A 14,305-nucleotide genomic window follows, 5' to 3' on the forward strand; every position below is an offset into this window, starting at 1 on the left:
CTCGGGACCAGAGGGCGGGCAGTGCGGGGCCGCGAGCCGGCGGCACACAGCAGGACGGCAGGAGCGACGGGAGTGAGGAATCACCATGGCTGTGAACAAGCGCAGGGCAGCCCGGCCGAAGGCGAACAGCTGGGACAAGATCTCGGCTCGCGAACCCGGCGAGACGCTGACGAACCGAGATGTCCACCAGGGCCAGCAGCTGGACCGCGGAAAGCTCCGCACCCGACGCTCGCGGACGCCCGTCGTCCTGGCCTCCGTCGTGATTGGTGCGATCGTGGCGGCCGCCGTCTGGGTCCTGTACTCGGTCATCGCCGTGGCGCTGACGTCCGTGGGCACGTCCCTCGGAGCTGCACCACACGCCACCGAGCCGGGCGCGTACTACATGGAGACCACCACCACCGGACAGGGCGGGGCGGTCGTGACCTGCTACCGGCCTCTGACCGAGGACGGCGAACCTGACCCACTGGCCACGTGCTACGACCACGCCGCGGACGTGCCGCTCCCCGACGGCTCCAGCGATGTGCGGGGCGACACGACCGCACAGGGCTCCACGACTGTCGTCAAGCAGCTGACCTCGGTCTCCCCGTTCAAGCTCTTCGTCGCGCTCGCCTCAGGGCTGCTGGTCACGCTCGTGCTCGGTACGTGGTCGGCTCGGGGGGTCGGTGCGGCGAACCTGATGAGCACGACGAGCGACATCAACCAGTACCCGAACGACCAGCACATCGCCCTGCCCGAGGAGATCCAGCGAAGTTTCGACTGGTTCCCGGACGCCGGCGCGCACTCGGACGTGCAGGTCAGCTCGGTGATCAGCCACGTGATGCTCAAGCAGAAGGGCCTGGGGACCGTCGACGTGACCCAGCGTGCCCCGAAGGACCTCGTCGACGAGAACGGTGATGTCACCTACTACGCCGGCGAGGCTGTCGAGGACGACGAGGGCGAGCCGGTCACCAGATCCCTGCCGATCATTGACGAGGCGTTCGGGAACGATCTGTTCGAGGCCTCGGGTCTGCCGCAGGACAAGGCGCTGCGCAAGGCGTACGACACCACGGCCATCCCCTACAACCCGGACGGCAAGGACCGCGCCAAGCTCGGGACGTACAAGACGGTCGCCGACCTCATCAAGACCGACTGGTCCTTCCCGGACTACGAGGTTCAACGCCCGGCCGGGGCTTACCTGGTCGACACCGCACCCGTGAACACGATGGTGCTGGCCATCACCCGGGCTGGCAAGGGCCAGACCTACATCGAGCCGCAGATCGACATGTGGTCGCGCGAGAAGAACCCGTCGAACATGGTCATCAACGACCCCAAGGGTGAGCTGCTGGTCAAGTTCTACGTCCCGCTGGTGATGCGGGGTTACGAGCCGGTGCAGTTCAACCTCATCAACCCCTTGGCCACCGACATCTACAACCTCCTGGGCCTGGCCGCCGAGGCCGCTCGCGAGGGCGACGCGACCAAGTGCGCGGTCTACGTGGAGAACATCGCGGACGTCTTCTTCCCGCTCGACGGCGGCGAGGACCCGGTATGGCCGCACGCGGCGAACAACGCGTTCAAGCGTGCCGCCTACGGCCTGATCGACTTCTACCTCGAAGAAGAGCGTGAGCTGCGCGCCGCCGCGGCAGCCACCGGCATGGACCCGGAGAGCCTGAACAAGCGGCTGGACGACATGTGGGGTGCGTCCACGCTGTACAACTGTTACCAGCTGTTCGTGCAGCTGACGTCGAAGAAGGTCAAGAACCCCGAGGCGGAGCTGGAGAAGAAGGTCAAGGCCGGCCAGTTCAACGACGACGAGCCGGGACTGGCCGAAGAGCAGGAGAAAGCCGCCGCGCAGGCGTTCCTGTGGGAAGGCAAGGCGGAGCAGGACATGCTCACGCTCTACTTCAACGCGACCGAGGCGCTGCCGCGCAACACGATGCGCACGCTGATCGGCAACGCCAACAACGCCCTGCGTGCCATGGCCGGCGCCGAGAAGATGCTCGCCTCCGTGTACGGCATCGCGATCACGGCCATGTCGTTCTTCACCGACCCGACGATCTCGACCCTCACCTCCGGCAAGCCCTCGCAGAACACGGATCTGGGTGGCCTGAGCTTCCCGCGCCGGTTCGGTGTGCGGTTCGCGGCGAACTACCTCAAGCGCGACCACCTCAAGGGCTTGCAGGCCCGGTGGTCGGCGTACGGGGACGACATGTTCAGCCACGACCTCGGCGAGGACTTCGAGCACTCCGACATCGTCGGCCGCGAGGGGTGGGCACGCTACTACTTCAAGGGGAAGTTCCCCACCGACCAGGCGTGGATCAAGCTCGAGCTGGTCAACCCGCAGACCAAGATGCTGGTGCGCACCTTCTATCTGCACTTCAAGAAGAGCTACCAGGTCTCGCTCAGCGGCCGGCACTACGTCACCGAGCCGGTCACCGGCAAGAAGGTCGTCAAGAACGGCGTTCTGCGCGAGCTGAGGCCGGTGCGCGAGGGCACGGGGAAGGACGCGACGATCGTCTCGTTCGAGCCAGCCGACACGACCTACCCCCAAGCTCGGCTGGACTTCGCCGGCGGTGGCAATCCCGAGATCGTCGAGGACGCCGCCCGAGCGATCACGCAGACGATGGTGCGCTACTCCGAGCTGCCAAAGGCCGTCTTCCTGGTGACCCCTCCACACCTGATGAAGTACGCCAAGCTGATCCTGATCCTGGTCAAGCAGCTCGTCGACCTGAACTTCGACAAGTCGTACATGACCAAGTCGGACCAGAAGCCCCTGTACAAGACCAGGTTCATGCTCGACGAGCTGGGCAACCTCCAGTCAGAAGGTCACGGCATCGCCGGGTTCGAGACGATGCTCTCGATCGGGCTCGGGCAGGAGCAGCAGTTCACGCTCATCCTCCAGACCCTGCAACAGCTGAGAGACGTCTACGGCGAGAGCGTGGACAAGATCGTGCAGGGAAACACCTCCAACATCGTGTTCCTCAAGTCGATCGACGACTCGATGATCGAGACGCTCGAGAAGATGTCGGGCAAGACGCACAGGTCCTACATCGACTCCAAGCAGGTCAGCCAGGACGTCGACCGGGTCGTCGGAGGCAAGACGGAGGGCCGCGTCACCTACACGATGAACACCAAGGAGGAGCCACTGATCTCCTACAACGACATGGCGTTCATCCCACCACGAAACTCGATCGTCTTCCGGGCCGGTGACGCGCCCGTCTGGAACAGGAACGAGACGATCTTGCCGATGTCGTGGCGCCTGCTGAAGGACACGATCACCCACCCCGGGCACGACTACACGCTGCAGGACATCCCCACGCTGTCCTCGGCCATCGACTTCGACGTGCGCAACAACCAACCCGACTTCGTCAGGATGCTCGACAAGCGCATGCGCCAGGCGGTCCGCGCCGCAGACGCCAAGACGCTCTACCAGGAGACCTACCGCTACCGAGACGTCGACATCGAACGCCTCGACCCCGACGTCTACTCCGACGAGGTGATGGAGATCATCACCCTGATGACCGCAGCCGACGAGGGACACGACCCAGGTGCTCCGACCGTCGTGGACCCCGAGGCCTACGAGGCCACGATGATGCTGGACGAGGACCAGTTCATCGAGAACGTCGAGCTGGCCAGGCAGGTCGCCGAACGCGAGACGGCCCGCGCCGAGCGGGAGCGCCTGGTCTACGCCGAGGAGACGATCAGCAAGGAGATGCTGATCAACCCCGACGGCTCGGCGAAGATCAAGACGCTGGACGCCGAGATCAGCGAGGCCTACAGGTCAACACAGACCGACCTCGAGCAGGACCGCGAGCACTTCCGCGTCGGCGGTGACGGCGAGCTGCGCAGCGCCGACGGATCGCAGACCTACATCAGCCAGGTCCGTTCGAGCGCGTACACCAGGGCTGCCCGCCAGATCAACGACCAGGCCACGAGACAGCGATCGCGGGTCTTCGCCGAGGCCGACATCACCGAGGAAGACATCGAGTCCCTGTCGACCGTGCAGGTTCACGCTGCCTTCTACCAGTACCTGGCCTCGCTGCCGAGCTGGGAGATGCTCGCCGACGGTCAGTTCGACCGGGCGATGGCCATCGAGATGCGATCGAAGTAGGACGCACGGCACCCACGAGGCCGCTGCCACTCACGCCGGGCTGACCACCAGCCATCGAGCCGCACCTTTGTCATTGATTATTAGATAGGTCATCGACACCTTTGTCATACGTGGCATACGATCAATTCACTACCTATGACATCCGAGCGTCCGCAGGGGGCTGATCAGCATGAGGAAGGCACACGGTCTGCGCAGGTACTTCTACGAGTACGTCTTCTACAAGGCCGTCGAACGGGCGAGAGACCAGACCAACCAGGTCATCCCGATCTCTCAGGCCAAGGCGATCCGCGCGCGCGTCGACGAGATCCTCGCGGCGCAGGGCACGGCGGTGGCTGATCCGCAGCTCGGGGTGCCCGCCTGCCTCACCGCCGTCGACCGCGCGCTCGGCGAGCGGGTGCCGGGGTACGTCGACCAGTTCGGTGACCACTCCTCGGGTGACGAGCGCTACCAGCAGCTCCAACGAGAGTTCACCCAGCAGACCGGCGTCGGGTCCCCGAGCGCCACGGCGTCGGCCCGGCTTCCGATCAGCCCGTACGACCCGGCCTGGTCGGCACGCGCGAGCGTGAAGCGTGCGGGAACCGGCCTGCTGTATCTCCCCGACGAGACGATCACCCGAGTGGCCGGCGGTGCGGTGGAGACCCTGGCCGACCCGCGACGGGGCAACATGGTGCTCTGGCGTATCGATGACGAAGGCCGTCCCTACGAGGCAGGCCGTGCCATGACCAACGACGATGCGGCAGGGCTCACCGCGCTCATGGACAAGATGAGCCAGCAAGAGTACGCGCAGGTTCGTGAGTGGGTCATCGACGGTGGCCGGGACCCGCGCACCGGCCGGGTCGACCACAACCGCTTCATGTCGCCGAAGGCCGTGGCCCGTGCGGCGGCCCTGCTCGAGGAGCTCAAGGCCCAGGGACTGACCTACCAAGTGGTGCGCGACCGTGAACCGGGCCAGATCAAGGCGAAGATCGCAGGAACAGGCATGGAGATCCGGTTGACCGACAGCCGCCAGGAGGACTACGCGGGTGCTCGGATCTACGACAACGGCACCGTGCTGCGCTACTCGACCAACCATCGGGTCCCCGGCGGTATGGCGGTCCACTCCCCCACGCCGGCCGAGGCCGTGCAGCTGCTGCGTTTCGCCCAGGGCCGGCGGATCGAGCGCACCGACCTGCCGGGACGGGCAGTCGGTGAGATCGGCACGACACACCCGGAGCAGAGCCGCGGTCGCACCGTCGTGGACGTCCCCGATGCCTACCACGTCGACCGGGAGTCGATGTTCGTGGTGGGCGACTACGTCGCCCCCGGCCCGTCCGGCTCGCGGCGCGGGTCGAAGATCATGCTGCGCCGCGACGCGAAGAACAGGTCGCTGGCGACGTTCTTCGTCGACGTCGAGCCCGCACAGAGCTATGTGCAGGAGGCCGTGCGCAGCGCCCGGGAGAACCTGCTGGGCGCCCTCGGTGTCGAGAGTCTCATCGCCCACGCACAGGCAGAGCACGAGCGCACCGGCGGCCAGATCGACGCGATGCAGCTTCCGGGCTACTCCCCTGACCCGGAGATCGCCGCGATCCAGCGTTCGTACTGGGACGTGCTCACGGGAGCACGCAGCGATCTGTTGCGCCCGGGCGCGACGCAGGAGATGTACCAGGATCGGCTGGATGCGATCGGCGAGCTGCAGTCGGGCGAAGAGCCCCAGCTGGGCAACCTCGTCTACGGCGGCACGAGCGCCGAGAAGGTCCGCGCACACGCCGAAGACGTACCCTTCGAGCTCGTCGGGACCTGGCAGCCGCAGCTGCACGACGTCGACGGCGAGTGGGTCGAGCAGCGCTTCGACCCTGGCCGGGTGGCGAAGTACATGACCAGTCCGACCGGGCAATGGTCGAACCTCGACAACTTGGCCGCTGCCCTGCGGCGTTGCGAGGTCTCCCCGAGCGAGATGATGGGATCTGACTTCCAGACCACCCGGTTCAAGGATCGCCTCGTACGCTTCGACGCCGACCGTGCCGTCCCGATCGCCGAGCACCACTCGCAGTTCCTGCGCCGTATCGGAGACACCGTGCGAGAGAGCCTCGAGCGAAATGCGGTGCGGCCGTCCGCGATCCTGGTCGACGGCCAGGGCGTCATCCGGTGGCAAGGCGCCAAGCTGCGTCGTGACGGGCGGTCCACGGAGATCTCCGGCGAGCTCGGGCAGGTCTTCGACATCGGCCGGCACGGTGAGATCACCACCGCCCTCGCCAGCGGGGAGAACGCTCTGATCGTCCCCGGCTACGAGGCCCGGATCGCGGCGCAGACCCCCGGCACGGCGCCGGCCTCGGTCGAGGAACGCACGCGGCTGCGCGGCTACGAGCAGCTCATGCACGAACGGATCCAGTACCAGATCGCCGGCGACCTCGTCACGGGACGCAGTCAGACCGGTGAGCCGGCCTCGCTCAACACGGTCTACTCGCAGCTGTACGGCACGAAGCACCCGGTCGATTTCATCGAGCGCGCCACGACGTACGAGATAGAAGAGACCACCGGTGAGGTCCGCGCGCACCTGGACGCATGGACGGTCTCGATCCTGGCCACCGAGGCACGTCGGGTGCGCTACTCCAGCGAGATCAAGCACGGATCGACCATCTACGCGGAGTACCGCGCCGACCGCGACCGCACAGATCCAGCTGACGATAACCACTTTGACGCCTGGCAGCTGACCGGCGGACGGAACATGGCGGTGCTCACCGGCACGGGCCGGGACAACGCCCCGACCCCGGGTGGGTACTTCGACCCGGTGATGACCGGTGGCGCGACCAACCAGGGCATCGTGCGCTACCTGACGCAGGACGCGGCGGTCGCCCCGGACGGCTCCATCCGCCCGGGCGACCCCGCGACCCTGACGGGTTCGCGGGCGCCGCTGATGTGCCGGCCTGAGCTCGAGACCCTGCGCTACGACCCGTTCGACCGCCAGCAGATGACGGCCTCGACGATCATGCAGTCCTCACAGGTCACCCGACCCACCGGCACAGCGCTGATGACGTTCGGCGGGTGGACGGCTGACGACCCGATCGTGATCAGCTCGCGGTTCGCTCAGGCGCACAAGATCCGAGGCATTGGTGGCCGGCTGCGCGACCTCGTCGTCGGGGACAAGATCAGTGACCTGCACGGCAACAAGGGCGTCGTCTCCCTGATCGTCGACCGCGACATGCCGCCAAGCACGGCACGTCAGCAGGGCATCGAGGACGAGGTCGCGTGGTTCCGTCAGAACCCTGGACTGGACGTGGTGATGAGCCCGTTCTCCCTGATCTCGCGACGCAACGCGGGTTCCGCCCGGGAGCTCATGGCGGGGCGGCTGGACGACCTGCGTTCTCCCGGTGGCCAGGTACAGCCCGGCGGCCTGGGCCAGATGCGGTTCGTGGTCACCCACATGGCGGTCGACGAGAAGACGAAGATCTACGACGAGGCTCAGCTGCGCGCCGGCAGGGGCCGCAAGGCCTCCTCGCAGCTCGCGTGGGCGCTGCAGGCTCAGGGCTGCCCGGCGATCATGCGGGAGTTCTACGGGCACAACTCGGGCGCCGAGTCGAACCTGCGCGAGTACCTGCTGGTGGTGGGTATGGACATGGAGGCGGACGGCACCCTACGGGTGGTCGGTCAGGCCGAGGCCGTCGACGAGCGTCCCGAGCGCCGGATGATCACCATGCCCGAGCTGCTGCGCACGCAGCCGCGCAGCCCGGGGCAGCGCCCGGGGCTGAACACCACGGGGATGCGCAGGTCGTTCGGCCAGCTGATCGGGGACCGGGGCGGAGACATGGAGATCCCGTTCCCCCTGAGGTACCCGACCGGTGAGGAGACCGAGACGGCCAGCGAGGTCTCGTGGAGGTTGCCGGTGATGTCCTCGCACCTGCGCAGCGGCCAGGAGTTCGACGACGGCGCCTCGGTCACCCACGACTACACCCGCAGCTATCAGGACGTGTTCGTCGAAGCCTGCCGCTACCGGTACATGGCCGAGCAGCTCGAGGGCGGCGGCGGCCTGCCCGCGCAGAAGCGCAGCGAGATCCAGCAGAGCATGCGGGATGCGGTCTCTCGGGCTCAGCGAGCCTTCGAGGCGATCACGACGGACGTCGCCAGCCGGGTCCTGACGGGGAAGAACAACACCTTCAAGACCGGTCTGATGTCCTCGCGGCTGTCCGACTCGGCGACGATGGTGTGGACCGCGGACCCGCGGCTCGATGTCGACCAGGTCGCGCTGAGCTCGGTCAAGGCCCGTCAGCTCGGGCTGGCCGAGGGTGACCACGCTCTCGTCTGGCGTGATCCGGTGCTGCGCGACGCGGGTGTGCGCTACCTGCGGGTCGCGATCGACGACCGGCTCACCGGCGCCGCGATCAACCCGGTGATGGACAAGTGCTTCGACGGCGACTTCGACGGCGACGCGGTCGCCGTGGTCAAGCTGCACAGCGACGCGGCACGGGCTGAGGCGATGGACAAGCTCTCGGTGCCCGCGAACCTGCTCGACACCGGCGTCACCGGTCCGGACGGGACGCACCCGCTGGCTATGCAGGTATCGCTGGACACCCAGGTCGCCGTCTCGAAGCACCCGGTCCTCGCCGAAGACCTGAACAGTGCACGCAAGGAGGCCAACCGGCTGCGGTTCGTCGACTACGAGCCCGCGGAGCTGCGCGCGTGCCGGGAGAACGTCACCGAGGAGCTGAGCGCCTTCTACCGGACGGCGCAACGCTCGGAGTTCGGCGCCGCGCTCGTCTTCGGTGACCGGCAGTCGCATCTGCGCAGCGTGCGGCAGGTCTGCGTCGAGACCGGCGCCAAGGGCAACCAGCAGAAGTTGGCCGACTACGCACGGAACCTGGGCGACGAGCGGGGTGTACCCGGCATCACCCAGGCCGATCAGGAAGCGTCGATGTTCGCCACGGCGATCAAGGCTCACGGCACGGGGCTGGGCGGCTCATTCAGCCAGCGCGCGGTGCGGGCCCTGCGCGGCCAGGACCTGAAGGCGGTCCTGGAGCTGACCTATCCGGTCACGCAGTCGATCCTGCAGGCCAAGCACGACGCCGCAGAGGCTCGCCACAAGTACGCGATGCTCCAGGGGCCCGGCCGTGACCTGTGGCGGGGTCGCCGGCTCGAGCACGTGGGCCCAGGCCAGTGGCGCACCCCGCTGACCGACGGCGAGCCGGTCCAGGCCACGGTCGAGGAGTGGGAAGCGCAGTTCTGCGACTTCTACACCTCCACAGAAGGCTTCGGCGTCGAGGTGAATCCCGCCTACGTCACCCGTATCGCCCACGCGCTGGAAGACCGCGGCACGGGGCTGGTCCGCAACCTCGAAGAGGACCCGTCGCTGCGCGGCACCGTCATGGACCGGATGGCCTACGGCGGGACGTTCGCCGACCTGGTCGAGGCGGCCAAGAACCGCGAGAACGTCTACGACGGGCAGATGAACGAGCAGTTCGCAGCCACCGGCACCCGCACAGCACGCGCCGAGACGGACCGACAGCTCGCCGCGCTCGACGTCTACGGCCCGGACGGGATCGACAGCCACCCGATCGTCGTCGACGACTCGCTGATCAAGGCCGACGTGATGGTCCCTGAGGACCAGGGGCACCGGACGCGGGGCGCCGGCCGGCGGTCGCGGCATGCGGTGGTCGTCGGGGCACCCCGCCCGGTCTATGCACCGAGCATCGAGGTCGAGCAGCAGCGGACCAGTACAGACGACTACGGGATGGGGTACTGAGATGGCGCAGCGCAAGGATCTGGGGACGGGTCCGGCGGGCCGGTCCCGCGCGAGCAGGGCACTGCCGGTCAGTTCGGACGGCACCGTGCACCTCGACCATGCTCAGGCGGCCGACGATCCCGTACGGGGCGCAGAGCCGGACGCCGGAGAACCGGTGGACACGGATGACTCGCAGCCCTGGCACGAGAAGCTGCGAGACAGCGTCCGCGGGTTCTTCGGTGCGACAGCCCGGGAGCGGATGAGTGACCGTGACGAGGTGCACCGCATCGACGTCGAGCGTGCGCAGGATGAGCGCGAGGGCATGGACGAGCGTGAGCAGCTGCTGAAGCTGCGCGCGGAGACGCGGCTTGCGGGCGAGGCGTACATGGCTTCGCTGCGGGCGTCCAACCTGCTCGTGCCCGGGTTCAACGACGACGAGCGCGACAAGGAGCTCGACGTCATGCATCACGTGTACATGCAGATGATGATGCAGTCGTGCCTGAAGCCTCTCGCTCGTGGCGTCAGCACGGGCACGGTCGTGCAGGCTGCAGGGATGATGGTGGCGATGCGGATGCTCGCGCCTGACTTCAGGCAGGAGATGGACACCTATCTCCAGCCGTTCAAGGACATGGTGCAAGAGCGCATCGACCGCCGAACGAGGTACGTGGGTGACTGGGCCGAGGGCCAATCCCGGTCGTACAACCGGCGGATCGACGACCGCGCCCGTGCGCTGGTGCGTGAGAGGCCGTCGGCGGCTGCGGCCGCCCGTTCGGTACACGGCCAGGAGGGTCACAAGGCCAGCCGAAGTTCCTTTCTGTCGAGACGGTGGCAGCGCAGGCTGGACGACCTCGAGCGGCGTGAACGGGGCAACAGGGAGCTGTACACCCCGGACTCCGCGGCGATGACGGAGGTCGCCCTCATGGAGAACGCCTTCTGGAGGATGCGTGAGCCAGACGCCGACGCCGGCCAGATCTTCGACAGCTACCGTGCGATGCGCAAGCGGCTGCGCGACCAGATGGACCACGACGGCGTGGAGCGCTCGGAGATGGTCACCCGCGCACGGATGATCATCGGTGAGCGAATGGAGTACGAGCCGGAGCTACGCACGATGTTCAACGGCATCGCCCACGGCCGCATCGTCAAGGCTGCCCCGCGTCAGGAGCGGATCGGGGGAACGGACCACGTGCGTGCGGTCTGGAGCGGCCAGTTCGAGGACCAGCTCGGCCAGCGCCTGCCCGATGACGGGATGTTCACGCTGCGCCGCCCGATGGACGCGACCTCTCATCAGGTGCAGCTCGCCGAGACGATGACGACCGCCTTGCTCCATGCACTGGACCGAGAGGACCAGGAGGCTTTCGCGGCCAACGTGCAGGGCTACATGGTCGGCTTCGCTGCCCGCAGGCACGGGTTGAACACCCGCGGACTGCCCGGCACGCTCGGAGACCGCCTGGACCAGTGCGAGGTGATGATCGCGAGCATGGCCATCGACGGCCTGACGCCCGAGGAGCAGCAACGCGTGTACTCCAACGCCTACGTCGACGCGATGGAAGCGGCCGGCGAGAAGCATCCCGACCTGGCACACGAGCTCCGGCTGGCCCTGGGGGACGGCTGGCAGCAGACCCTGCAGAGAGCGGTCGACGACCCACAGGCCTTCTACGAGGAGCAACGGCTCAGACCACGGCCCTACCGAGCGGGTCCTGGACCTTCCAGCGAGCAGGCCGATGACTTCGACCCCGAGACCCCGGACCAGAGGCCCGGCACCGCCGGGTACCAGCACTCATGAACGCCACACCGACGAGGACGAGGAGATGTCATGAGCGATGACCAGCAGGCTGCCGAGACCCGGTACGGGTCACGTCTGGCGCGGATGTTCGGCTTCGTCACGGCTGAGGACCGCAGCCGGTGGGAGCAGGAACGGTCGCAGAACAAGGGTCACGTCAACGCCGTGAAGAAGGCCGCGAAGACGTCGCTGAGCTCGATGATGGAGTTCGGGGAGCGCAACATCGGCTCGAGGCTCGACGCAGCCCATCGCGTGGCGGCGCAGACCCGGTTCGAGGAGTCTCACGAGAGGGTCGTGAGCACGCATCGCGACCCGCGAACTCGTTCGATCGTGGAGACGGTCGACTACGAGCCCAAGGACGACCGCCAGGAGATCGAACCGGACGTCGAGATCTAGGACCAGACCCAGGCCGCGCGGGAAAAGAACAACCCCGGTGATGCACACGGCATCACCGGGGTTGTTCGCGATCGACGTGGTCAGTGTTCGGTCTCAGCGAGCCTGTGCTGCAGCTTCGCGTCGAGCTTGCGCCGCAGCTCGATCGTCTCGGGCGACGGGTCAGCGGCCTGGACGTGGTCAGCAGCCTGTCGGCCGGACTCGAACAGGTCGGCGTCGGTGCGGTAGCTCAGCAGTTCGTCGTACTGGTCACTGGTCAGGTGCCCGGTCATCAGAGCCATGCGGGCGCCGAGGTTGTGCTCCATCGGGTGGCAACTGGCCCAGCCGGAGCAGATCCGACCGTTCTCCTGGTGGCACAGGAACAGTTTGCCCGGTTGCTCCCATGTCTCCGCATCGTATTCGGACAGGATCGCGGCCTCCTCCGGGTGCCATAGGCCGACGGGAGCGTCCCGGCGGTAGGGGCACGACCCACACGGGCTCCGCGCCGGCAGCGGCGGGGGCTGGTTGCTCATGCGGGCTCCAAGCGATCGGCGACACGGTGACGGGACACGGCGGCAGGACGAACCGCCGCCGATCTTACGGACCGACGACGCTCTTGGTCAGCGGGTCGACCTGCGTGCTGATGGCCGAGGTGAGCCAGTACGTCTCGCTGGGGCGGACGATGCCGCCTTGGTGACCCTGGCATGCCAGGTCATGGGCGCCGTCCCAGGTGAGCGGCCCGTGGGAGATGACCGCGTTGGTAGGTGCGTCGAGGCCAGGGTGGGTGTGGTGATGGAGGCCGCGGCAGGCCGAGTCATCGTCCTTGTCCAGCTTGAGGGCACAGCACTCGCAGAGTATGAGCGTCTTGTCCGCTGCACCGGTCCCACCGGTCTGCGAGGGCGCGTCGGCCCCGGAGACGACATGGCCGGCAGGGTGGTTGGCGGTAGGAGGCTCGGAGCTGGTGAGCCCATCGGCACCGCGGGGGCGCAGTTTCGCATGCCAGCCCCCGAGGACGTGCGCGGGCGTGGGCCAGATGTCGCGCCGCTCCATGGTCAGGGTGTTGCCGTGCACGACGATCGCGGGGACGTGCAGCAGCGCCAGCTGGATGTACGTCATGTGCACGGCCGTGCTGTCGATGTCCTGAGCGGTCACGTGCATGGACGTCTGGTAGTTCACCCCGGCGTCGCGCAGGGCCTCAGCGGTCGCGATGACCATCCCGCCCGATCCACAGGTGGGCTCGCCGACCGTCACGAACTCCTGGGTCTGCAGGCGCTGGACCAGGTCCCCAGCGGTTATCCTCGCGGCGAGCACGCTGACCTCGTACGGCGTGAAGAACTGCCCGAGGCGCTGGTTGCCGAGATCGAGGCTCATGTACAGCGTCCCGAGGACGTCCGACAGGCGGGCCTGCAGCTCCAGCGTGAGGTACGCCAGTGCGGTGGCGAACCGGTCCATCTCCTCGGGCGTGTAGGTCGCGGCGATGGAGAGATACCGGTCCTCGCGCTCATCGAAACCACGTCGCTGGACAACGTTGCGGATCGCGAGAGCGCCCAGCTCGCAGAAGTCCTGGAAGACCTGCGTCACGCGCCGCCGCCCCGACCCGGTGTTCGCTTCCAGGAGCTTCTTCAGGGTCGTCATGGCGCGGGCGCTCCTTTACTCTCGGTCGTTGTCCGTCCCTGCGTCGTGGCTGACGTACTGCGCGAGAAAGTCGCTGCTGGTCGGGTCGAAGGCGTGCTGCTCGGTGAAGGCCCGCAGGTACTGGGCCGGCTCGGTGCTCCCGGGCCGCTCGCGGACGGCACCGACCGCGTCTGCGATCCACTGGAGCTCATCCGCGCCGGACCACTGCGGCTGGGTGCCGAGTCCCAGTGCGATCGCGTCGACGACGTCGGTGTCGGTGACGTGTCCCGGGTTGCCGTTCTTCCGGGCGAGCGGCTTGCTGTAGTCGCGGATGAAGCCCATGGCCAGCAGCACAGGTTCGGGCAGCTTGTCGGCGTCCCACATCGCGTCGGCGGCGTCCGTGGGCGCGCCTCCCCAGGACCGGCCGGCGGAGAAGTAGATCTCGTAGCCGGCTACGACCAGGAAGCTGGTCTGGTTGGACGCAAGCGCTTCCTCCAGGCTGTCGATGATCGCGGCACCCGCCTGCTGCGCGTACGCCAGGATCGGCTGACCGTGGTCATCAGTGACCTCGACGGTGTGGTGGAGATCGGGCAGGAGGTCGCGGATCTCGTTATCGGGGTCGTCGAAGGTGAACTGGGAGACGTCGTCGGTCTCCTCAAGCGTCCGGCGGCCGTGGTCAAAGTCTGGCGGTTCGATGCGGTCGGCCGGGACGGCGAGGGTCCCGATGAGCATGGACGAGCTCATGGTGGTGGCTCCTTGC

Annotated in this window: 7 protein-coding genes; 4 read left to right on the forward strand and 3 right to left on the reverse strand. The window is 67.4% G+C overall.

Features of this window, described 5'->3' with window-relative positions:
• Positions 1–85 precede the first annotated feature (85 nt).
• From C8K30_RS04990 to C8K30_RS05005, 4 genes are all read left to right on the forward strand, one after another.
• Positions 86–4,087, forward strand: a complete 4,002-nt coding sequence (locus C8K30_RS04990) for a type IV secretory system conjugative DNA transfer family protein (protein ID WP_108491710.1) — start codon at positions 86–88, stop codon at positions 4,085–4,087.
• A gap of 169 nt (positions 4,088–4,256) precedes the next feature.
• Complete coding sequence (locus tag C8K30_RS04995; protein WP_108491711.1) at positions 4,257–9,800, forward strand: hypothetical protein; 5,544 nt, start codon at positions 4,257–4,259, stop codon at positions 9,798–9,800.
• A gap of 1 nt (position 9,801) precedes the next feature.
• Complete coding sequence (locus tag C8K30_RS05000; protein WP_108491712.1) at positions 9,802–11,562, forward strand: hypothetical protein; 1,761 nt, start codon at positions 9,802–9,804, stop codon at positions 11,560–11,562.
• Between the two features lie 30 nt (positions 11,563–11,592).
• Entirely contained in the window at positions 11,593–11,955 is a 363-nt protein-coding gene (locus tag C8K30_RS05005; RefSeq protein ID WP_108491713.1) for a hypothetical protein, read from the forward strand.
• Positions 11,956–12,035: 80 nt separating this feature from the next.
• Here the strand turns inward: C8K30_RS05005 and C8K30_RS30220 are convergent, their stop codons facing one another.
• The 3 genes from C8K30_RS30220 to C8K30_RS05020 all read right to left on the reverse strand — a co-directional run bounded on the left by C8K30_RS30220 (position 12,036) and on the right by C8K30_RS05020 (position 14,289).
• Positions 12,036–12,464: a DUF6283 family protein gene (locus C8K30_RS30220; RefSeq protein ID WP_146197340.1), complete on the reverse strand. Its 429-nt coding sequence runs from the start codon at positions 12,462–12,464 to the stop codon at positions 12,036–12,038.
• A gap of 64 nt (positions 12,465–12,528) precedes the next feature.
• Positions 12,529–13,566, reverse strand: a complete 1,038-nt coding sequence (locus C8K30_RS05015) for an N-6 DNA methylase (RefSeq protein ID WP_108491715.1) — start codon at positions 13,564–13,566, stop codon at positions 12,529–12,531.
• A 15-nt stretch (positions 13,567–13,581) separates the two neighbouring features.
• Positions 13,582–14,289: a hypothetical protein gene (locus C8K30_RS05020; RefSeq protein ID WP_108491716.1), complete on the reverse strand. Its 708-nt coding sequence runs from the start codon at positions 14,287–14,289 to the stop codon at positions 13,582–13,584.
• Positions 14,290–14,305: the final 16 nt, after the last annotated feature.

The organism is Promicromonospora sp. AC04 (genome assembly GCF_003058225.1).
Classification (GTDB): domain Bacteria; phylum Actinomycetota; class Actinomycetes; order Actinomycetales; family Cellulomonadaceae; genus Promicromonospora.